The sequence below is a fragment of the Flavobacterium arabinosi genome, from assembly GCF_048158725.1.
GTDB lineage: Bacteria > Bacteroidota > Bacteroidia > Flavobacteriales > Flavobacteriaceae > Flavobacterium > Flavobacterium arabinosi.
Genome location: NZ_JBLNKX010000003.1, coordinates 488,843 through 511,705 on the forward strand (window position 1 = coordinate 488,843; position 22,863 = coordinate 511,705).

19 protein-coding genes and 1 pseudogene are annotated in these 22,863 nt (G+C 33.7%); 14 read left to right on the forward strand and 6 right to left on the reverse strand.

Annotation, left to right across the window (positions count from 1 at the left end):
- Positions 1 to 103 precede the first annotated feature (103 nt).
- From ACM55K_RS08780 to ACM55K_RS08795, 4 genes and pseudogenes are all read left to right on the forward strand, one after another.
- Positions 104 to 1,333 (forward strand): annotated as a pseudogene (locus tag ACM55K_RS08780) (DUF4331 family protein).
- Between the two features lie 94 nt (positions 1,334 to 1,427).
- Positions 1,428 to 2,723, forward strand: a complete 1,296-nt coding sequence (locus ACM55K_RS08785) for a tetratricopeptide repeat protein (RefSeq protein ID WP_416849864.1) — start codon at positions 1,428 to 1,430, stop codon at positions 2,721 to 2,723.
- 8 nt (positions 2,724 to 2,731) lie between these two features.
- Complete coding sequence (locus ACM55K_RS08790) at positions 2,732 to 4,945, forward strand: TonB-dependent receptor (RefSeq protein ID WP_416849865.1); 2,214 nt, start codon at positions 2,732 to 2,734, stop codon at positions 4,943 to 4,945.
- 230 nt (positions 4,946 to 5,175) lie between these two features.
- Complete coding sequence (locus tag ACM55K_RS08795; RefSeq protein WP_416849866.1) at positions 5,176 to 5,763, forward strand: glutathione peroxidase; 588 nt, start codon at positions 5,176 to 5,178, stop codon at positions 5,761 to 5,763.
- A gap of 63 nt (positions 5,764 to 5,826) precedes the next feature.
- On the opposite strand, the gene ACM55K_RS08800 is transcribed toward ACM55K_RS08795, so the two are convergent.
- Positions 5,827 to 6,777 (reverse strand): tRNA dihydrouridine synthase, encoded by a 951-nt coding sequence (locus ACM55K_RS08800; RefSeq protein WP_416849867.1) that lies wholly within the window; start codon positions 6,775 to 6,777, stop codon positions 5,827 to 5,829.
- Positions 6,778 to 6,864: 87 nt separating this feature from the next.
- Complete coding sequence (locus tag ACM55K_RS08805) at positions 6,865 to 7,362, reverse strand: GNAT family N-acetyltransferase (RefSeq protein WP_416849868.1); 498 nt, start codon at positions 7,360 to 7,362, stop codon at positions 6,865 to 6,867.
- 94 nt (positions 7,363 to 7,456) lie between these two features.
- Here ACM55K_RS08805 and menD point away from each other — a divergent pair, with 94 nt between their 5' ends.
- From menD to ACM55K_RS08855, 10 genes are all read left to right on the forward strand, one after another.
- Entirely contained in the window at positions 7,457 to 9,118 is a 1,662-nt protein-coding gene (gene menD / locus ACM55K_RS08810) for a 2-succinyl-5-enolpyruvyl-6-hydroxy-3-cyclohexene-1-carboxylic-acid synthase (protein ID WP_416849869.1), read from the forward strand.
- A gap of 88 nt (positions 9,119 to 9,206) precedes the next feature.
- Complete coding sequence (locus tag ACM55K_RS08815; protein WP_416849870.1) at positions 9,207 to 9,548, forward strand: DUF2853 family protein; 342 nt, start codon at positions 9,207 to 9,209, stop codon at positions 9,546 to 9,548.
- Positions 9,549 to 9,658: 110 nt separating this feature from the next.
- The gene (locus ACM55K_RS08820; RefSeq protein ID WP_416849871.1) at positions 9,659 to 10,513 is read left to right on the forward strand and encodes a CvfB family protein; all 855 of its coding nucleotides are present in this window, start codon (positions 9,659 to 9,661) and stop codon (positions 10,511 to 10,513) included.
- Between the two features lie 729 nt (positions 10,514 to 11,242).
- Positions 11,243 to 12,073, forward strand: coding sequence for a 1,4-dihydroxy-2-naphthoyl-CoA synthase (locus ACM55K_RS08825; protein ID WP_039107299.1), 831 nt, complete (start codon positions 11,243 to 11,245; stop codon positions 12,071 to 12,073).
- Between the two features lie 84 nt (positions 12,074 to 12,157).
- Entirely contained in the window at positions 12,158 to 12,673 is a 516-nt protein-coding gene (locus ACM55K_RS08830) for a PH domain-containing protein (protein WP_416849872.1), read from the forward strand.
- Positions 12,673 to 14,187, forward strand: a complete 1,515-nt coding sequence (locus ACM55K_RS08835; RefSeq protein ID WP_416849873.1) for a PH domain-containing protein — start codon at positions 12,673 to 12,675, stop codon at positions 14,185 to 14,187. Before ACM55K_RS08830 ends, ACM55K_RS08835 begins: the two co-directional genes overlap by 1 nt.
- A gap of 71 nt (positions 14,188 to 14,258) precedes the next feature.
- Positions 14,259 to 15,209: a 1,4-dihydroxy-2-naphthoate octaprenyltransferase gene (menA, locus tag ACM55K_RS08840; RefSeq protein ID WP_416849874.1), complete on the forward strand. Its 951-nt coding sequence runs from the start codon at positions 14,259 to 14,261 to the stop codon at positions 15,207 to 15,209.
- Between the two features lie 33 nt (positions 15,210 to 15,242).
- Positions 15,243 to 15,920 (forward strand): metal-dependent hydrolase, encoded by a 678-nt coding sequence (locus tag ACM55K_RS08845; protein WP_416849875.1) that lies wholly within the window; start codon positions 15,243 to 15,245, stop codon positions 15,918 to 15,920.
- Between the two features lie 134 nt (positions 15,921 to 16,054).
- Positions 16,055 to 17,263, forward strand: coding sequence for a tetratricopeptide repeat protein (locus tag ACM55K_RS08850; protein ID WP_416849876.1), 1,209 nt, complete (start codon positions 16,055 to 16,057; stop codon positions 17,261 to 17,263).
- A gap of 144 nt (positions 17,264 to 17,407) precedes the next feature.
- The gene (locus ACM55K_RS08855) at positions 17,408 to 18,454 is read left to right on the forward strand and encodes an o-succinylbenzoate synthase (protein WP_416849877.1); all 1,047 of its coding nucleotides are present in this window, start codon (positions 17,408 to 17,410) and stop codon (positions 18,452 to 18,454) included.
- A gap of 1 nt (position 18,455) precedes the next feature.
- Here the strand turns inward: ACM55K_RS08855 and ACM55K_RS08860 are convergent, their stop codons facing one another.
- The 4 genes from ACM55K_RS08860 to ACM55K_RS08875 all read right to left on the reverse strand — a co-directional run bounded on the left by ACM55K_RS08860 (position 18,456) and on the right by ACM55K_RS08875 (position 22,861).
- Positions 18,456 to 19,544: an AI-2E family transporter gene (locus ACM55K_RS08860; RefSeq protein WP_416849878.1), complete on the reverse strand. Its 1,089-nt coding sequence runs from the start codon at positions 19,542 to 19,544 to the stop codon at positions 18,456 to 18,458.
- Positions 19,545 to 19,669: 125 nt separating this feature from the next.
- Positions 19,670 to 20,116 carry a DUF1572 family protein gene (locus tag ACM55K_RS08865; protein ID WP_416849879.1) on the reverse strand — a complete coding sequence of 149 codons (447 nt, stop codon included), beginning with the start codon at positions 20,114 to 20,116 and terminating at the stop codon, positions 19,670 to 19,672.
- Positions 20,106 to 20,585: a nuclear transport factor 2 family protein gene (locus ACM55K_RS08870; RefSeq protein ID WP_416849880.1), complete on the reverse strand. Its 480-nt coding sequence runs from the start codon at positions 20,583 to 20,585 to the stop codon at positions 20,106 to 20,108. Before ACM55K_RS08870 ends, ACM55K_RS08865 begins: the two co-directional genes overlap by 11 nt.
- 242 nt (positions 20,586 to 20,827) lie before the next feature.
- Positions 20,828 to 22,861, reverse strand: a complete 2,034-nt coding sequence (locus tag ACM55K_RS08875; RefSeq protein WP_416849882.1) for an OmpA family protein — start codon at positions 22,859 to 22,861, stop codon at positions 20,828 to 20,830.
- Positions 22,862 to 22,863: the final 2 nt, after the last annotated feature.

The window sequence follows — 22,863 nt, forward strand, 5'->3', positions numbered from 1 at the left end:
GTTATGAATTAAATTAAATTAATTTTTATTTTTTTTATGATTTTTAAAACCAAACCGAATACAATCCCGTAAATGATTTTATAACCTTTTAATTTTAAACAAAATGAAAAAAACAAAAATGATATTAGGTCTATCGCTAGTGGCGGTTTCGGGCTTAATTTTAGTAGCTGCTGATCACGTTGATGCTCCAGCAGTAACAGGTAATGCAGCAGATATTACTGATGTGTACACTTTTCAAGGGCAAGATACCAACAATCTTGCATTTGCAGTAAACACACAAGGATTGTTAAGTCCTAATGCTACAGCCGCGGCAACATTTAATGAAAATGTTATGATTGAAATCAATATTGATAACACAGGTGACAATGTTGAAGATTTAGTTATTCAAGCCATCAAAAGAGACGACAAAATGTATTTCTTCGGGCCTTACGCTCCAACTGCCACTGGAACTTCAAGTATGATTAAAACGGCTGCTGCTTCAGGAAGTGTTACTATTTCTACTTATGGATCAACTCCTTTAATAGCGGAGAAAAACGGAATGAAATTTTTCGCGGGACCAAGAGACGATCCTTTCTTTTTTGACTTAGGTCAATTCAAAGCAATCCTTGGCGGAACTGCTTCTGGATTCAAAAATCCGGGTACAGACACTTTTGCAGGAACAAATGTACTTTCACTAGTAGTTGAAGTTCCAAAAGCAATGTTAGGTACTTCAAGTACATTGAATGTATGGGCAGAAACTAAGAAAAAACAATAACTAATTTTATTTTAAAAACGTAAAGACATGAAATCTAATAAATTCAAATTAATAGCTGTAGCAGTAGTTTGTGCAGTTGTTTCAGTAAGTTGTGATAATGATGATTCGAATACAGATCCTGTAGCAAGTCTTGATTTTTCAGGAACTTTTGTTCAACAAGATCAAATGGCAAGACCGGCAATAAATACCGTATTTATTGCAGCAGGAGCACCAAAAGATGAGTTCAATGCTGCTATTCCATCAATGATGGGATCTAAATACCAACCTATTTTCAAATCTAGATTATTAGCTTTAAATGCGGGTTATACTACTAATGCACTAGGACAAACTGCAGATCAATTAACAGGTCTTTTGGCTACCGATGTTTTAGGTGTTTCAAAAACTGCAAAAACAACTTTTTTTGATGGAACTAATGTTCTTACAGGTAGAGCTTTGGCTGATGACGTTATCGATGTGGAATTGTTATTGATTTTTGGAGGACCAATGGGAACTTCAAACGCTGCACTTACTTCGGATCACGTAAATGCAAATGATAAAGCATTTGGAACTTCTTTTCCTTATCTGGCAACAGCCTGGTAATATTCATAAAAAAAACAGAGTTCGATATATTTAATTTCAACTCTGTTTTTTTCTTTTCAAAAACAAACAAACAAACAAACAAACAAACAAGATTATGAAAACTTTAAAAATAATTCCATTATTGGTTTTTACAATCCTATCTCTTTTTAGTTGCGAGAAAAAACCAAGTCAAATTACAAATACTTCAGATTACAATAAATATCTGAATGTAAAAGGAAATAAATCATTGACTTTTGCAAATAACGAAATTGATTTCTGGCAAAAAAAATTCGATGCAGCTCCTAATCAAATTAGTTATTTAAGCATGATCGCGTCTAATTATGCGACTCTTTTTGAATATACCGGCGATATTAAAAACCTATATAAAACAGAAGAATTATTAACAAAATCGAATGAAGCGTATGATTATTCAAGAGTTTCTACCATTCGATCTTTGGCAAGGAATTATATTGCGCAACACCGTTTTAAAGAAGCGTTAGTATTGGCAAATAAAGCTTTTTCTATAGGTGAAGGTTTGAAAGAAACAGAAAAACTACTCTTTGATGTTCAAATGGAATTGGGGAATTTTCCTGAAGCCGTAAAAAATTTGAATGCCATGCGAGATATGAAAGATTATGATTATCTCATTCGTTTGGCAAAATGGAATGATCACAAAGGCGACTTGAAAACGGCTATAACTTTTATGGAAAAAGCCAGAGATATTGCGGAGAAAGAAGACAATAAAGTACTTAAAATCTGGTCATATTCTAACTTAGGTGATTTTTATGGTCATGCAGGGAAAATCCAAGAATCTTACGATAGCTATTTAAAAACATTAGCAATAGATCCTAATTATTCGTATGCTTTGAAAGGAATTGCCTGGATTGTATTCTCTCATGAACGAAACACAGTCGAAGCTAAAAGAATTGTTGAAGCGATTGAAGTGACGCACAATACACCAGATTTTTATTTGTTGAAATCTCAAATAGCCCAATTTGAAGGAAATAAAAAAGAAGAAATTAGCAATAGAAATGCCTATTTTTCTATGTTACAGAAAAATAATTATGGTGCGATGTATAACAAATATAATGCTTTAATTTATGCGGATGATGAACAAACTGCTTCTAAAGCATTAGAAATTGCAAAAATTGAAATTGATCACAGACCAACTCCTGATTCCTATGATTTATTGGCATGGTCGTATTTTAATTTAGGCGAAAATAAAAAAGCATTGGAAATTGCTCAGAAACATGTAGTTGGACAATCATTTGAACCTAAAGTACAATACCATTTGGCCATGATTTATAAGTCTAACAAACAAGTAGAAAAAGTACAACCTATTAAAGTAGAATTGCTTTCCAGTTTGTATGAATTAGGCCCAAATTTAGAGAAAAAGGTAAATCAATTATAAATTTCCAAATGAAGAACTTTTTTATAATCCTGACAACTCTTTTGGGTTTGACTACGTATGCCCAGATTCAAAAAGGAATAGTAGTTGATAACGATGGGACTCCTATAGAAAATGCATACATCAATAATATAAGTTCCGAAAGTCATGCACATACGAATGAATTTGGGATGTTCAGTATTGATCAAACAGTTGTAGGAAACGTTTTGAAAGTAAATGCGCTTGGATTTAAAAAAATGGATTACACAGTTTCTGGTTCTGAACTTAGAATTGTTTTAGAAGATGCTGTTTTTAGATTGAATGAGATTGTAATTCAAGCAAAACTTTCGGCGATGAATGTAATTTCCAAAATAGATTTGCAAACAACTCCCGTAAATTCTTCGCAGGAAATTTTACGAAAAGTACCTGGTTTATTCATCGGGCAACATGCCGGTGGAGGAAAGGCAGAACAACTGTTTTTGAGAGGTTTTGATATTGACCATGGAACTGATATTGCTATTTCAGTAGATGGAATGCCAGTAAATATGGTTTCCCATGCGCACGGTCAAGGCTATGCCGATTTGCATTTTGTAATTCCGGAAACAGTGGAAAAAATAGATTTTGGAAAAGGAACGTATTATGCTAACAAAGGGGATTTTGCTACTGCAGGATACGTTGCTTTCCAAACTAAAGATAAAATTGAAAAAAACAGTATTGGACTTGAACTAGGGCAGTTCAATACGCTAAGAACAGTAGGATTATTTAATCTTTTGGGAAATCAAAAAACACAAAGTGCTTACATTGCAACGGAATATATCCTGACAGATGGTCCATTCGATTCCCCTCAGAATTTTAATAGAATCAATCTGTTAGGGAAATATTCAGGCATTTTAGCCAATAACAGTAAATTTTCCGTTTCCGCCTCTCGTTTTTCTAGTCGTTGGGATGCTTCGGGTCAAATACCGCAACGTTTGGTTGATAACGGAACAATTTCTAGATTTGGTTCAGTGGATGATACAGAAGGAGGAAGCACATCAAGAACAAATGTAAATGCATCCTTGAGTAAACCAATTGACGAAAATACATTCGTGAAAGCCAATGCTTTTTATTCAAAATATGATTTCGAATTGTATTCTAATTTTACTTTTTTCCTCGAAGATCCTATTAATGGCGATCAAATTAGACAGAAAGAAAATAGAACGATTTATGGTATGAATGCCGAATTGAATAAGAAAACGAAGCTGAATAATGTCAATGTCATGCTGCAATATGGCATGGGTTTTCGTGCCGATGCTACAAAGGATACGGAGCTTTCACATACATTAAATAGAAGGACTACTTTGCAGCAAATTAAATTAGGGGATATTGATGAGTCTAATTTATTCTCGTATGTGAATTCAGAATTCAGTTTTGGAAAATTAATGATTAATCCTGCAGTGCGATTGGATTATTTTAAATTTAATTACCAAGATAAATTAATTACTGCTTATAAAACGCAAACGGAAAGCAAGGTGAAAATTTCACCAAAACTGAATTTTATTTATTCGCAAAATAACAATTTGCAGTTTTATATAAAATCAGGAATGGGATTTCATTCGAATGATACTCGCGTTGTGGTTCAAAATAGTGGCGAACAAATTTTACCCACAGCGATAGGAACGGATATTGGTACAATTTGGAAACCATTCCCAAAGCTAATTGTCAATTCTGCTTTGTGGTATTTGTACCTTAAACAAGAGTTTGTTTACGTGGGTGATGCCGGAGTTATTGAACCAAGCGGAAAATCAAAACGTATGGGATTTGATTTAGGATTGCGGTATCAACTGAATGATTGGTTTTATTTAGATACAGATGCTAATTATACCTATACCAGAAGTATTGATGAGCCAAAAGGGCAAGATTACATTCCGTTAGCACCTGATTTTACTTCTACCGGCGGTTTAAGTTTTCAGAATCTAAATGGTTTTTCGGGAGGAATTCATTATCGCTATTTAAAAAGTCGTCCAGCAAACGAAGATAATTCGATAGTTGCCAAAGGATATTTTGTTTCTGATTTTAACATCAATTATAAACTTAAAAATATTTCTTTCGGAATAGCAATTGATAATTTATTTAACACCAAATGGAATGAAACCCAGTTTGCTACTGAATCAAGATTAAAAAATGAGCCAACAAGTGTAGAAGAAATACATTTTACACCGGGAACACCTTTCTTTATGAAGGGGAAAATTACCTATACATTTTAGTTTTCTAAAATGAAGATTAGTTTGTTTTGTTTGGAAGCCTGGTATTTTGTTTGATATCAGGCTTCTTTTTATTTAACTTGTGTTTAACCAAAATAAATTTTTAAGCAACAATTAATTGTTATAATTTTATAAAAAATATAATTGCAAAATGCGCATAGCTGAAATACAGTAAAATACTGATATCGATATGCAAATTCCATATTCAAATAAAAAACTAATATTATCTATTTATGAAAAACCTATTATTCTTAACGTGTACTATCCTATTTCTTTTTAGTTGTCAAAACCAGGCACAAACTAAAAAAACAAAATTAAATAAAAGTAATACTGCTATGGGCAAGGAAACTATTTATCAATTTAAAGTAGAAGATTTATCAGGAAAGATTTTTGATTTTGCTTCCTTGAAAGGTAAAAAAGTAATGATTGTGAATACGGCTTCAAAATGTGGTTTGACTCCCCAATACAAAGATCTTGAAGCTATCTATAAAGAATACGCAGCTAAAGGTTTTGTTATTGTAGGCTTTCCAGCTAATAATTTTGCTTCACAAGAACCGGGAACGAATGAAGAAATTGCGACTTTTTGTCAATTGAATTATGGTGTAACATTTCCTATGATGGACAAAGTTTCAGTAAAAGGAGACGATATGTGTGCAGTATATCAGTTTTTGACTCAAAAATCAAAAAATGGTTTGCAAGATTCAGAAGTGAAATGGAATTTTCAGAAATACCTAATCAACGAAAAAGGAGAATTGGAAAAAGTGATTGATCCAAAAACGTTACCAACAGATGCTTCAATCGTAGATTGGATTAAAGCATAGTTATAAAAGCAAAATAAAAAAGCGATTTTCGGGAAACTGAAAATCGCTTTTTTATTTTAAAAATTAAATTTTCTCATTTTTAAAAATTGCTGTAACAGCCGCTTCATAATTTCTAATACTCTGTGCTTTTTTTATTTGTTTTAATACTTTATGTGGATTTGAAAACGTAGCAGAAAAGTATTCCCATAAATGATACATCTTCAATAAAATATGTGTAGAGCCAGATAGTGACTCACTATATATTCCGTATAAGGTGTCGTGAAATGCACTGAATAATTCCATTTTGTTTGCAGGGTATTCCATAGTATTGCTTTTTATCATACTTGGTAAAAAAGGATCGGAAATTAATCCTCGCCCAATCATCCAGTGGTCTATGGAAGGAAAACGCTCTTGCATTTCATGAAATTTAGCTACCGAAGTAATATCACCATTGTAATACAGTTTGTGAATTGTGTTATCAATACATTGTTGAAAAGCATCAAGATGTACGCCACCTTTATACAGTTGTTTGCCAATTCGAGCATGTATGGCAATATTTTTAATTGGATAAGTATCCAAGATAGGCAAAACATCAAGAATTTCTTCGCTATTTTCATACCCTAAACGCATTTTCATAGACACAATAATGTCAGATTCAGAATGTGCTCTGTGAAGGATATTATTAATTTTCTCAGGATTGCTTATAAGACCGGAACCCATACCAGATTTTGTAACCATGGGATACGGACATCCTAAATTCCAGTTTAATTCTTTGTATCCCAATTCGCGAACATATTTGGCTACAAATAAAAACTCATCGGCATCGTTTGTTATAACTTGTGGAATTACCTCTAAACCAATATTATTTTCTGGAAGTAGATCTCTTTCGTAAGACGGTTTAATGACAAGCTTTCCATTTAAACGGATATAAGGGGAATAATAGGTATCAATCCCTCCAAAATATTTGTTTAATGCATTTCTAAAACGAAAATCGGTAAATCCTTGTAGAGGTGATGAGAGTAAGGTGTAGTCCATGAAATTTTTAATTGTGCAAATATACCATTCTTTACACAGTTAGGGTTTTCTTGGAGCAATTATGTTTTTAGTTTAATGAAAAGCATCTTATTTTAGAATCAATTGCATAAAAACCAAATCGAGCCAATGATCAAATTTGTAACCTACTTCACGAATGGTGCCCACCACTTTGAAACCAAATTTTTCATGAAAAGCGATGCTTCCTGAATTTTCAGCATCAATAGCGCCGATCATAACATGGTATTCTTGCTCTTTTGCCAATCGAATGAGTTCAGCCAATAGTTGTTTTCCAATGCCATTTCCTATAAATTCCTGGGCTACATAAACGGAATGTTCTACTGTGAATTGATAGCCTATTTTTTGTCTAAATGGACCGTAGCTTGCGAATCCAATTGCTCCGTTTTCAAATTCCGCTACAATTACTGGTAAATTTTTTTCCAATTTGTCTTCAAACCATAATTTTTGGGTTTCAAAATCGTGTGGCTCATAATCATAATTAGAAGTACTATGAAGTATTTCGTGATTAACGATTTCTAGTATTGTGTCAATATCGGCAAAAACAGCAGGTCTTATCTTGATTTTCATATAAAATCTATTTTCCTTCAAATTTAAGAAAACTATTTAAGATTAGAGAAAAACCTTTGCAACTTTGTATCTTTGTTCCTTTGAAACAAAAACAATGATTTACCCCAAAATACCTTTAGCGCAAAGCATTATCCAAATTTGTTTAGCCAAAGGAATCACCACCATAATAATTTCCCCGGGTTCACGAAATGCTCCGCTAACGATTGGTTTTGTGAGTAATCCCGCCTTTCAATGTTATAGTATTGCTGACGAACGTGCTGCTGCTTTTTTTGCACTTGGAATTGCACAGCAAACCCTGCAACCTGTGGCTTTAGTTTGTACATCGGGTTCCGCATTACTGAATTATTATCCTGCTTTTGCGGAAGCATTTTACAGTCAGATTCCTTTAATCGTAATCTCTGCGGACAGACCTCAAAGCAAAATTGATATTGGTGACGGACAAACCATCCGACAGGAAAATGTATTTATAAACCATTCTTTATACAATGCCAATTTAAATGAAGTTGCTTCAAAAGCAAATGATTTCAAAATTAATGAAGCGATAGATTTGGCCTTGCATAAAAAAGGACCCGTTCATATCAATGCACCATTTGAAGAGCCTTTATACGAAACCGTTTCAGAACTTTCAGTTGATGTCATGGTTAATGGTTTTGCAAACTTGAATGCACTGAGCACCATAGAAAATATTTCTGAGTTTGCAACTATTTGGAACAATTCAACTAAAAAAATGATTTTAGTTGGCGTGAACGAGCCAAATTTGATTAACGAAAAAACAATCGCAGCATTGGCTCAAGACGAATCGGTTGTTGTTATGACCGAAACTACGTCCAACTTGTATCATCCTGCATTTACAAACAATATCGACACTATAATTACTCCTTTTACCAATGAAGAGTTTGAGGATTTCCGGCCGGAAATATTGGTAACTTTTGGCGGAATGATAGTTTCTAAACGAATCAAGGCTTTTTTGAGGAAATACAAACCAAAACACCATTGGCATATTGACACTTTAAGGGCGTACGATACTTTCAATGCATTGACGAAACATTTTGAAGTGAATCCCAATACTTTTTTCGAAGCATTTTTGCCTTTAACGGAAGTGGTAAAAAGCGATTATTTTGAGAAATTAGAAGCTGTGAAACTTTTGCGAAAGCAAAAACATGAAAACTATTTGGCAAAAATTCAATTTTCAGATTTTAAAGTTTTCGAAAAAGTAATTCAAAGTTTACCAAAGAATAGTCAATTACAAATCAGTAACAGTTCAGCCATTCGTTATGCGCAATTAATAGCTATCGATTCTTCTATTGAAGTATATTGCAATCGTGGTACCAGCGGAATCGACGGAAGTACTTCCACAGCTATTGGTGCGGCTGTTGCCAATAAAAAACAAACGATTTTCATAACCGGAGATATTGGATTTTTATACGATAGCAATGCTTTGTGGAATAATTACATCCCAAAAAACTTCAAAATAATTTTGATTAATAACGGTGGTGGCGGGATATTTAGAATTTTGCCCGGACATGAAGAAACGCCTGTTTTTAATACTTTTTTTGAAACATCACATGGTCTTACTGCAGAACATTTGGCTAAAATGTATGGTTTTGAGTATAGTATTGCCAATGATGAAACGAGTTTAGTAAGGGAACTGGATGCTTTTTATAGTCAAAATGAAAAACCAAGTATTCTGGAAATTTTCACACCAACATTAGACAACGACAGAATTTTGTTGCAATATTTTAAAGAATTAGTCTAATTTATTTTATTTATTCGTTAAAACATATGATTAAATGTTTAAATTTGAGAGAGTTAAAATCTATTAATCAAATATTAAACTTTTATTTATGAGTGCTAGAGACGAATTAATTGTAAAGTATGTAGCCGATTTGAAAGACAAATGTGGCGTTAATCCTGATATGGATTTGTTGACAAAAGTAACTGTTGGTTGCGGTCCGTCAATTTATAATGCAGATTCGGCTACAGTTGCCGGAACCCAACAATCTGAATTGGACACGGTGAAAAATAATTTTCTAATTAAGAAATTAGGACTTGCTGACGGCGCTAATTTAGATGCTGGAATTGATGCCGTAATGGAAAAATACGGTCGTTCCAACAAAAATAAATACAGGGTTGTGGTATATTATTTATTGGCGGTTCATTTTGGAAAAGAGAGCGTATACAATTAATAATAGATATAAAAATGAAAAGCGCCTTTGTTGGCGCTTTTTTTATGAAGTGATTTTTCGTTTTACCATTTTCAAACTTCGTACCTTTGCGCTTTAGAAATTGAAAGAAAATGATTGAAATAGGAAAATACAATACGCTTACCATTTTACGCGATACCAAAGTGGGTTTGTTTCTGGGAAATCCAGAAGAAGATCCGGAAGGAATACATGATATTCTTTTACCTAACAAATACGTTCCAAACGAATTTGAAATAGGTGAAGAGTTGATTGTTTTTGTGTATCTGGACCACGAAGAAAGACCCGTTGCCACAACATTAGAACCTTATATTTTATTGAATGAATTTGCACTTTTGCGTGTGAATTATACCAATCAGATTGGTGCTTTTATGGATTGGGGAATGGAAAAAGATATTTTGGTTCCGTTCAAAGAGCAGGCGCGTCCTATGGAAAAAGGGAAACGCTACTTGGTGTATCTTTATATGGACGAGAAAACCAATCGTTTGGTTGCTTCAAGTAAATTGAATCAGTTTTTAAAAAATGACCACCTTACAGTTGAAAAAGGAGAAGAGGTAGATTTAATCGTTTCCCATATCACTGAATTAGGAATTAACGTTATCATCAACGAAAAACACAAAGGCCTGTTGTATAAAGATGAGGTGTATGATGATGCGATTCGTACGGGAGACCGCATGCGAGGTTACATAAAAACGATACGTCCTGATAATAAAATTGATGTGGCATTGCAAGTTCAAGGATATCAAAGTATCGAACCAAATGCCGAAAAAATTCTGGATGAGCTAAGAGCCAGTAGAGGTTTCTTACGCTTGACGGATAATTCACATCCGGAAGATATTAAAACGGTTTTGAAAATGAGTAAGAAAACCTTCAAGAAAGCCGTTGGTGCTTTGTACAGGGAGAAATTAATCGAAATCAAGGATGACGGAATTTATTTGGTTAAGGAATAAAAAAAAGAAAGACTAATCAGAACGATTAGTCTTTCTCTTTTTATATTGTTTTGAAATCTTGAAATTCAAAACAAAAATAAATTTGATTCATTCTTAAAAGTATATTTATTCACTTTTATAATTGATAGCATCCTTAATACTACTTTAAAAAACATTGAATTAAGCGTAAATTACTTTTTTAAATGGGTTTGTCTTTAAATGTCCAAACACTTGCTTGGTAGCTAAGAATTAATTTCACATTAAAGCCATTGGTTTTGTATATATATTGAAAGATTATCTTCCTGAAATAACTGTATTGTTAGTGCTCAACTTATTTATTGAGTGGGAATGCGAATCTTTATTTTAAACCGTAGGTGTTACTCTTTATTTTTACTATTGGGGCAAATGGCCTTCTCATTAACTCACTTATCTTGGTTTCTGTAAAAGTATTATAATTTATTACCATCGAAAAAGGAGCGACAAAATTTTTAATTGTATTCAAAAAAAACATTTTTTAGGTTAATAAATCAGTGAAGTAATCAAACTAATCAAGTTATATTCTCCTGATTAGCAATATTTAAAATTAGGGATTATTTTGATGTGCAACTGTTAATATTCTATTTTTTTTTCATTTTTTAACATTTTCGATTGTTTAATCAGAGAAATATTACCGCAAGCTTCTCTAAAATAGAATAGATAAAATGTAAAAAATGATTTAATTTTACACTGAAATAATTTAAATCAATTGTAATGGATTGGATCACTGTCAAAGAATACGAGGATATAACCTATAAGAAATGCAATGGCGTTGCCAGAATAGCTTTCAACAGACCGGATGTGCGCAATGCTTTCCGACCAAAAACGACTTCGGAATTGTATAATGCATTTTACGATGCGCAGGAAGACACTTCGATTGGAGTAGTTTTACTGTCTGCCGAAGGACCTTCGTCTAAAGATGGAGTGTATTCTTTTTGTAGCGGTGGCGATCAAAACGCACGTGGTCATCAAGGCTATGTGGGAGAGGATGGACAACATCGTTTGAACATTTTGGAAGTACAACGTTTAATCCGATTCATGCCAAAAGTTGTTATTGCCGTAGTTCCAGGTTGGGCTGTAGGTGGTGGACACAGTTTACATGTAGTTTGCGATTTGACTTTGGCAAGTAAAGAACACGCCATTTTTAAACAAACCGATGCTGATGTAACGAGTTTTGATGGTGGATACGGTTCTGCCTATTTGGCTAAAATGGTAGGGCAGAAAAAAGCGCGTGAGATTTTCTTCTTGGGACGCAATTATTCAGCTCAGGACGCTATGGATATGGGAATGGTTAATGCAGTGATTCCGCATGATGAACTTGAGGATACTGCTTACGAATGGGCGCAGGAAATATTAGGTAAATCACCTATGGCTATCAAAATGCTAAAATTTGCAATGAATCTTACTGATGATGGAATGGTGGGACAACAGGTTTTTGCCGGTGAAGCAACACGTTTGGCTTATATGACTGAAGAGGCCAAAGAAGGAAGAAATGCATTCTTGGAAAAAAGAAAACCGAATTTTGAAAAGAAATGGTTGCCATAAAAAAGTTTGATGCTTAAAGTTTAAAGTTGTTTTACCAATAACTTTAAACTTTTTAAAACTTAAACTTTAAACTAAATTTTATAAATGGAAAACTTCAGCAACGAAACTATAGATATCACGCAGCTTCCTAAATTTGAGGAAGTGCCTTTTTTAAGTTTGAAAAAATCGTACTGGAAAGTGATTTTGATTAATTTGTTTGTCGTGTTTCTGTTGCTGGCAATCGGTTTGGGATTTGCGCTGGTAAAGATTGAGGAATTAGTGGCGTATCAATTGGAAATTGGTAGTGCTTTTGGATTCTTTATCCTGATTTTTCTTTTCTTTTCATACCTAGGTTTCAAGAAAAAAGGGTTTGCTTTCAGGGAACATGATGTGCTTTTTAGATATGGAATTATCGCTACTAATACTATTGTAATTCCTTATAATAGAATACAGCATGTAGCATTGCATGAAGGAATGGTTTCACGTTACTTTGGATTGGCTAAAATTGAAATTTTTACTGCAGGAGGTAGTTCCAGTGATATAGAAATTCCTGGAATTGAAAAAGAGCAAGCCGAAAATATCAAACAACTCTTGATGGGTAAAATACAAAAACAACTGTAATGCGAGCGGATTTTAGTCAACCGCAAAGGCAGTCTATTGTTGGTATTTTGGTACTTTTTTTTGACACCATTCGTCATTTTGGGAAAGCGCTTTGGCCAATATTAGTAGTTTGGATTTTTAAATTTAAAGAACTCAATCCGTTGTATTTGGTACTGGGGATAGGGAGTGTTTTGTTAGTTTTTGGAATTATTGCCTATCTTAAATATTTGAATTTTACTTTCTTTTTAGATGAAGAAAATCAAGAGTTTGTGATTACTGAGGGCATTTTAAATAAGACAAAAACAACTATTCAACTCAATAAAATACAGCAAGTAACGATTAAACAGTCCTTTATTCAAAAAATTATTGGAGTGCATACACTTGATGTGGATACTGCTGGAGCTAATAAAACGGAAGTGGCAATCAAAGCCATTTCGCATGATTTAGCGTTAGAGTTAAAAGCGCATTTGTTAGAAAATGAAACGAACAAAATAAGAGTGGTTTCCGATGAAATTGATACAGAAATACAAGCAGGTTCGATTCAGATTGAAGAATTACCTTTTATAAAAATCAGTTTTTTGAGTTTGTTAAAAGTTGGAATTTCCTCTAATTATGTGAAGAGTTTCTTTATTTTGTTGGCGTTCTCTATTACCTTTTATGATAATGTAAAAAGAATTTTTGGTGAATCGACCATCGATGAATCTAAAATTGATTCGTATTTTAAGGAAAATGTGATGTTAGAAATGATTCCAATATTGATTCTTCTTCTTTTTAGTGTGATTCTGGTTATGAATGTCTTTAGAATGGTTTTTAGATATTTTGATTTTAGAATCACAAAACAAACGGGTTCCTTATTGCTTTCCTTTGGTTTGTTGAATACAAAAAGTACGATTATCAAACCAGAAAAAGTTCAAATCGTATCCGTTTCCAGTAATTATTTTCAAAAGAAAATGAATATACTAGAAATGAAAATCAAGCAGGCAACCAGCGGAGAGAAAGAAGAACGAAAAGCTGGAATAGAAATTCCTGGTTGCAATGAATTCGAACAGAATGAAATTTTGAAATTACTATTTAATAAAATCCCTGAAAAAGGATTGGTATTAAAACCTAATTTCCGGAAGCTTGGATTTTCTATATTTCTTACAATTGGTTTACCTTTGTTTGTGTTTTATTTTTTGCGGGATCATGTAGTTTCAGAATTTCCTACTTTAGATATCTTGACTGTTTTCTATGTTGTGTTTGTTGGGGTTATTCAGTTTTTTAAATATAGAAATAACCGTCTTTTTATCAATGATCATTTTATTATTAAACAAAGTGGTGCGTGGGATATTAGTAATGAAATTATAGAGCCAAGTAAAATTCAAGCGGTTACGACATCGCAACTTTTTTGGCATAAAAACCTGAATATAGGTTCAATAACGTTACACACTGCTGGAGGAAATATCGCTTTTCAGTTGGGAGATTATATAAAAATTAAACAATATGTCAACCTTTGGTTGTACGAAATAGAAACGTCTGATAGTAATTGGATGTAAATAAAGGAGTTAGATTGTTGATTCTTTTGACCAAATCAACAATTGACCAAATCAACGATTAAATAAAAAATATGAAACACTGGATTGAAGCTGCACGTTTACGAACATTACCATTATCTGTATCGGGAATAATTGTTGGAAGCATGTATGCTTTGGCACACCCAACGGACGCTATATTAACCCCAACAGAAGTTTTCAATTGGCGGCTTTTTGGCTTTGCCATATTGACCACACTTGGATTGCAAATACTCTCAAATTTTGCCAATGATTATGGTGATGGGATAAAAGGAACAGATAATGAGGACAGAGTAGGTCCAAAACGCGCCATACAAAGCGGTGTGATTACCCCGGAAGCCATGAAGCGTGCTATTATCATCACATCTGCACTGACGTTACTTTCAGCGATGCTGTTGATTTATTATGCCTTTAAGGATACTAATTTGTGGTATTCCTTGTTTTATTTAGTGTTAGGGATTTTATCCATTGTGTCTGCAATTCGCTATACGGTTGGGAATACGGCTTACGGTTACCGAGGATTTGGCGATGTCTTTGTCTTTGTTTTTTTTGGGCTGGTAAGTACTTTAGGGGTGAATTTTTTATATTCAAAACAACTGGATTTTGAATTGGTTTTACCTGCAATAGCCATTGGATTATTGAGCGTTGGTGTTTTAAATCTGAATAATATGCGTGATGAAGCTTCGGATAGGAAATCAAATAAAAACACGATTGTTGTAAAAATTGGCGGAGCCAAAGCTAAAATATACCATTATTTTCTGATTGTAACAGCAATGGTTTTGGTATTGGTTTTTGCAATTGTAGACCATTTTCACTTTGATCAATACCTATTTTTACTGGCTTACATCCCTTTAACTAAACATTTAATTACCGTTTATAAAAACAACAACCCTAAGGAATTAGATCCCGAATTAAAAAAATTGGCACTTAGTACTTTTGCACTTTCTGTGCTGTTGGCGTTGTGCATGATTTTCTTCTTTTCGGATTTGATCGTGAATAATTATTAAACTCAAATTAGTCTATTTTAAAATTTAATTCAAATGAAAATAACATTTTACGGTCACGCCTCAATTGGTATAGAAGTTGGTGGCAAACACATCATTGTAGACCCTTTTATTTCTGCTAATCCAAAAGCGGCTCATATTGATATTGATACCTTAAAAGCCGATTATATTTTAATAACGCATGCACACGGAGATCATATTCTGGATGTGGAGGCAATAGTCAAAAGAACCAATGCAGTAATTGTTTCTAATGCTGAAATTGCAGGTCATTACGCAACAAAAGGCTTTCAAGCGCATCCCATGAACCACGGTGGTAGCTGGAATTTTGACTTTGGAAAACTGAAATATGTAAATGCCATTCATTCCAGTTCCTTTCCTGACGGCAGTTATGGGGGAAATCCAGGCGGTTTTGTCATTGAAGGGGAACATAAAAACATCTATATTGCCGGCGATACGGCGCTTACCATGGATATGAAACTCATTCCTATGCGCACCAAATTAGATTTAGCGATTTTACCAATAGGTGATAATTTCACTATGGATGTCGAAGATGCTATTGTTGCTTCTGATTTCTTGGATTGCGATAAAATTCTTGGGTATCATTACGATACTTTTGGTTATATCGAAATCGATCATGAAGCTGCTATTCGCAAATTTTTCGATAAAGGAAAAGATTTGATGCTACTGGAAATAGGAAGTTTCATCGAATTGTAAATTTCATTACTGTAAAAAGAAGAATTAGGAGCTAATCCAGCTTTCCACTGTATCTTTCCTTATCTCGTTTAAAAAAAAACGAGATAAGGAAAGGATGCCGTTTCAATCTGGGCTAAAAAACGTTAATCAAGAAAATGAACATTCAAAAAACAGCTTTTATAGTATTAACAATTATTTCATTTCAATCTGTTTTCTCTCAAAAAGACGGCTATTGGGACAAAGCTCGCGCTACATCAGAAGAAATTACAGTTTCCGCCAGAGACAGAATAATTATTAAAACCCAAGATTTCCCTGAAGGAACCACTGAAGTAGTATATAGAATAACACTTTTGGATAAAAATCAGCAAATGGCGGGTAGTTTGGTTTCGGTTTTAAAAGCCATTCCGGATCCAACGGGAATCAGTCAAGGTTCAGCAGGAGCAGTTTTTATCTTATCTAAAATATCAGGAGATGATAAATGTAAGTATGCCGTTTTTACAAGCAGTGATTTAGCTGCAAAATACAAAGAAAACGGAAAAACCGATGAGGCTTGTCTGGTTCAGGATACGCCGGTTAGTAAAGATGCCAAAAGGCTTTCTACAGAGAAATCGGCTTGTATGAAATCAAATTCGGGGAATTTATGGTTTGGTTTCGAAAGTAAAAACTGGATCATGAATCAAAAGATCATACTCGAAGTCGTGCCGTGGGTCGATAACAAACTTAGTCGTGGTTGGACGCTTGAAAACAGAAAAGCAATCATTGAGCAATGTAAAACATCGAATATGGCTCAGAAAATGACCAATTCAGATGATTTTTGTGTTTGTATTTTGGATAAAATACAATCTAAATACAAGTTCAAGGAATTTCAAAAATTATTGACAATAGAGCGTTCTAAAGCTTTTAAGGATTTTGGGAATAGCTGTTTCAATGAAACGGGCGCTTCTAATGTAGTTTATAATAGTTTGCGTAAACAAGCATCAGATTTAGTAAAACAAGGGCTTTATGGCGCTGCAATAGCTAAATTGAATGCGATAATTAACAACAATAAGGCAAATGCTTTGGATTATAATGCAATTGGCAACAGTTACATTCTAACGAAACAATACGGTAAAGCAATTAAATTCCTAAAAGAAGGCGAGAAACTCGATGATGCAGAGTTGTTGATTAAGCTGAATTTGGCGCACGCCTATTTATTAAATAATAACTACTTATCAGCGAAAGCTATTTATAAAGAATACCAATCTCAAAACGTAACGGATAGTTTGGGTTGGACTGAAAAAGTAAAACAAGATTTTGAGACTTTCAAAAAAGTAGGTATTAAAAATGATGATTTTGAAAGAATTTTGAAGTTGATTGAAAAGTAATTTTGAGGTTTTAAACCTTATGTTTTCTTAAATTTATTATATGGTTTGAAGAAAATATTTTTTTACCATATAAGAAATATAAGGGCATTTAAGCTCAAAAAATATACAAGTTTGTCAGATTAAAAAATCATAACTCATAACTTCTTGAAAGCAACGTACCATAAATACATTCTTAATTTCAAACGCCCATCGGGAACATCCCGTGGTGTCATGACCGAAAAAGAAACTTGGTTTATCGTCTTGGAACAAGACGGTAAAAAGGGAATTGGGGAATGCGGAATTCTTCGCGGATTGAGTGTTGATGATCGGCCGGATTATGAAGAAAAATTGCAATGGGCCTGCGACAATATTCATCTTGGTAAAGAGCAACTTTGGGAAGCTTTATTAGCTTTTCCATCCATTCAATTTGGAGTCGAAATGGCATTCCAATCTTTGGTGAGTGAAACTCCTTTTTTACTCTTTCCTTCGGACTTTACAAATGGTGCAAAATCGATACTGATTAACGGCTTGGTTTGGATGGGTGAAGAGGTGTTTATGAAGCAACAAATTGAGGAAAAATTAGCTCAGGGTTTTCGATGCATTAAACTTAAAATAGGAGCGATAGATTTCGATAAAGAACTACAATTATTGCGGTTTATTCGAGAACATTTTACTCCGGAACAAGTCGAAATTCGTGTGGATGCAAACGGCGCTTTTGATAAAAATATAGCTTTAGATAAATTAACACAACTATCTGAATTTAAATTACATAGTATTGAGCAGCCGATACTAAAAAATCACACTGACAGGATGGCAGAGTTGTGTAAAAGCAGTCCTTTTCCTATTGCTTTGGATGAAGAGCTGATTGGTGTGTTTTCTTTGCCAGAAAAAGAACAATTATTAGAGAAAATCAAACCACAATACATTATTTTGAAGCCTAGTTTTGTAGGTGGTTTTCGAGGCACACAAGAGTGGATTTCGTTGGCTGAAAAGCATAAAATTGGGTGGTGGATTACCTCCGCTTTGGAGAGTAATATTGGCCTAAATGCGATTGCGCAATGGACCTTTTTGCAACACAATTCCATGCCCCAAGGATTAGGAACCGGAGCATTGTATACGAATAATTTTGAATGTCCGCTAGAAGTTTCACAGGGGCAATTGTGGTACAAAAAGGAGTTGGATTGGGCGTTTGATTTTGCCCTTTTGAAATAAATTATTTCGAAGATTTCTTTTGTTCTCCATCTCCCAATAAAACAGATAACGTCTTTAAACTTGGTGTGCGGTCTGCAATCAGTTTTACGATACTAATGAACGGAATGAACAATATCATTCCTGCAGCACCCCATAAAATGCCTCCTACAATTACCACAATAATGATTACAAGTGTGTTTATTTTCAAACGGCTTCCTACTGCAAAAGGAAATATAATATACGCTTCCAGTGCTTGAACAATAGAAAAGACTAGAATGACACCTAACGGATACCAAATTGAATTATATGTTATCCAAGAAACTGCAATGGGCAAAAGCGAAGATATCATTATTCCCACATAAGGGATAAAAGTTAGAATTGAGGCTATAAAACCAAACAAAAATGGGTGTGGCACTCCAATAATCAATAGTCCGATGCTGTTTAATAGCCCAACTATTAAATATACTATCAACATACCTTTTATGAAATTATAATAGGCATGAATGGTTTCAACGAGAATTTCATGAATGGTACTTTTTTTCTCTGGAGGAAAAAGTTCATAGAGCGCATTCGATAACATTTGGCGGTGATAGAGTATCAGCGCAGAAAAAACGGGAATCATTAATAGAATAAATAATGATTCTGATAGGGAATAGGCGGTGTTGCGTAATATTGAGAATGCTTGTGAACCAGAATTATCGAGCGTATTTTTAATGAATTCTGATTGTTTCTCAATACTGATGTCAAATCTTTCAAAAAGAAAAATACTCAATTGATTTATGGTGTCCGTTAGTTTTGCCCGTAATGATTGCCATTCCTGCAGGAACTCCGAGAATTGTGCAAACAATAAATAAATAACGGATCCAACCAGAAGTGTCACTCCTAAAATGCTAATAACAATAGCAATACCTTTATTGATATTTTTTGTTTCCATCCATTTACAAATGGGATACAGAATAAAGCTAATGAGTAATGAAAAGCTTAACGGAATAAAAAGCGTTTTCCCAAAATACAGAATCAAACAAGACAATACTATAAATTGAAGAATTTCTAAAACAGAATACTTTCTGCTGGATTGAAATGGAGCTGGTGTTTTAGAAGATTGTATCATACAAACTTGTATTATAACTGTTATTTCTTGCCCTTCTTTAACTTTTTTATTCTAAATATTTGTTTTGATTAAAGGAGTAATTAAAACGAATAGATAGGAGTGAAAATTGGTTGTTATTCTAATTTTTAAGCGTCCAATAAACGCCTATGGTAATTGATTTGACCTAGATGATAGGCTAGGTGAGTGGTCAAATGTAGGAGCATAAACTCAGTTGAAGTCTTGGTTTCGAAAACTAAAAGTGGAAATTCCATTTTTAATTCTTCTTCTGAGATGTTGTTTAGCGCATTGTTGACGACAACAATGGTTTCTTCGATTTTGGTTATTAATTCTGCTCTCTGAATCTCTTTTTGCGAAAATTCAAGTTCTCTGTTTCTGATATAGCCGGTTTTTCCCAATTCGGCTCCAATATAGGAATTAAGATTTCCAACCAAATGCAAACAAAGATTCCCGGCTGAATTAGCTATCCCTTTTTGAATGTGCCAAATTTGAATTTCATTTTGATATAGCTCCATTTCTGCTTTAAGGCGATTTAAATCTCTGTTGAATAGCGATTTTAAAGTTTCAATAAGCATGTTTAGTTTTTTTATACTTCTTTAATGATAACAACGCTTGTTGTTGTATTTTATTTTGGAAATAACCAGTCCAACCAAATAAATAACCTTTGATTCCGAATGCTTGTTTGGACCATTTCCAGATGTCAAAATCATCAGTATGTTTGATAATTAAACCATCTTTAAACTGAAATTGTGCCTGAATTTCATTTACAACTGTTCTATTGGTTTTACTAAATTTGTAAGTGGCAATCCATCTAACGGAACCAATATATTGATCAGCTTTTATATCTGAGAATTTAATTTTTGTATTTCCTTTGCCTTTTTCAATTAGCATTTTCCACATTTGACAAACATCATTTTCTTTTAATAAATCAAATATTGGATCGCGAAACTTAATTTTTGGATGATAACATTCACACATTGTTGAAACATCACCATTGTTAAAAGCAGTGTAGAACTTGATAAGGGTTTTCTCGTTGGGAGTCATATTTACGGAAAATGAATAGTAAATATAATATTTTTTCTGTTAAAATTCAGATTTTTAAATGGTAATCTGAAAATAACAAATGAGATAATTCCTAATTAAGAAAAGCGAACAGTGTCGATTGCTTCCGATTCATTGATTTACACTGACTAATAGATTTTAAATTTGAAATAAAAAAGAGGATAGACCTTTAAGTTTCTATCCTCATTTTTAATTTATAAAAGTGAATTCTCTATTGTTTTGAGTTATTTAGCAACAGGAATAATATCAATTACTACGGTACGATTGTAAAAACGTTCTTCTGGAGTTTTGTTTTCAAAAGGAGATTTGTTTTCATTCTCACCATATCCAAGTACTTCAAATTTTACATCGTTTCTACTTGCTTTAGACAAACCACTTTCGATAATGCTTTTTACATCATTGGCACGCGCAAGAGATAAATCTTGATTGTGAACTTCTTCACCAATAATATCAGTGTGACCATGAATAATAACTGTTGCTCCAACAGGAATTTTTGGTGTTACTATTTCAATAAGATATTTTTCATAGATAGCTATCGCTTTCGATTTATTAAATTCATAAATTATGCTGTATCTCATTCCTTCTTCCATTTTTGAAGGTGTCCAAAGTACCATATGTACAGGAGTTTCTTTCTCTACAATTTTGCCACTTTTGGTTTGACCAATCATTTTTACTTTGTAGTCACCTTCTGGTCTGCTACCTAAAATTGATTTTCCAGGAATGCTTACTTCGTCTTGAGTATAAGGTCCAAAAGATTGTACTTTTCCTTGTTCATCGGATATTTGTAATGACCATGTAGATAAAGCTTCATTCGCCCCTTTGTTGTTGAAGGTAACATAACTTTCAACAGGTGCTTCTTGTAGCGGAACAATTTGTACCGGTTTTAATTGAGCATCAGGACCACTCTGAAATTCCATCAATAAATCTGGGGAAGTACTTTCGATAGAAACTCTACGATCTCCTTCACGTAACAATTCCAATTCAAGTGTTCCACCTGGTTGTTCTGATGGTATATTCGGTTTGTTTTGACCTTTAGTAGTAATTCTGGAAGGATTTATTGCAAATATATTTACCAAATAGGTTTTGATTGATTCTGCCATTGCAAGACCATCTTCGGGACCTTTTTCTGATGAACCTACCAAAGTAATAGTTGAAGAAGGATTTTTTTGCATACGATCTCCAAGAATGTTTAAAACATTATAATAAACAATCATTTGTCTTTTGGAACGATCTGACAAATTTTTTGGAGGAAATACTTCCAATTGATCTTCTTTGAAGTCTTTCACTTGATTTTTTGTCAATAAAACATAACGATTTGGGATTTCAGTTGATCCAACATTGAAAAACACATAGTTTCTAAGTGGGAATATTTCAGTAATTCTTCTTTCTCCAGCAACATTACTAGGAGAATTTACAGAAAATTGAACTTCGCGATCCGCTAAAACATCTGTAGATTGTTGAATGTTATGCCCTTGTCCCATTTTAAGTGCAATACCAGCTCTAAGGGTAGTTATATTCCAGGTTTCTGTTGAACGTGGATTTTGACCAAAATAAGGTTGAAAAGCAACAAAAGGAGACAATACAAACTGTGTCTTGTTGCTGTCTGAAGAAAGCGGAATATCATATCCAGCTCCAATTTGCATTGAAAAAATAGTTTTTTTGACATCACTTAAATCACCTGTTACTGCAGGACTAGGTGCTTGATCTGGATATGCCGGATTGATACCTAATTGATACGTAAATGATTTATCCATATTGAAAGCCAAACGTGGACCACCATAAAGATAAAAATTAGATTTAAAAGGAGCAAAACGTAAGCTTGGTTCCACAGTGATGTAACTTATATTCGTAGATAAATCTGCCGGACAGTCACATGGAGTAACTACTTGGTCAAAAGTACCTTTGCGATTATCATATCCAGCCTGAAGCATTACACCCCATCTTGAATCAGCAGGACGATATTCTAAAAGTGGCGCAATGAAAAGTCCAACACCATCTCCATCATGAAAAGTAGCCGGAGGAGTAAAAGCATCATTTAGTTGGTGCGTAGAACCACGGTAAAAATTAAAATTGGCACCACCCGCAACACCAAAGTACCAAGAAGGTTTAGTGTATTTAACTTCTATTGTTTGCTGTGCTTGAACTGGAGTTTGAATACTTAACCATCCTAAAGCAATTATTGCAATACTTTTAATAGTTAGGTTATTATGAGACCATGCAACGCATGATCCCATTTTTAAATTAGTTTTAGTTTTCATTT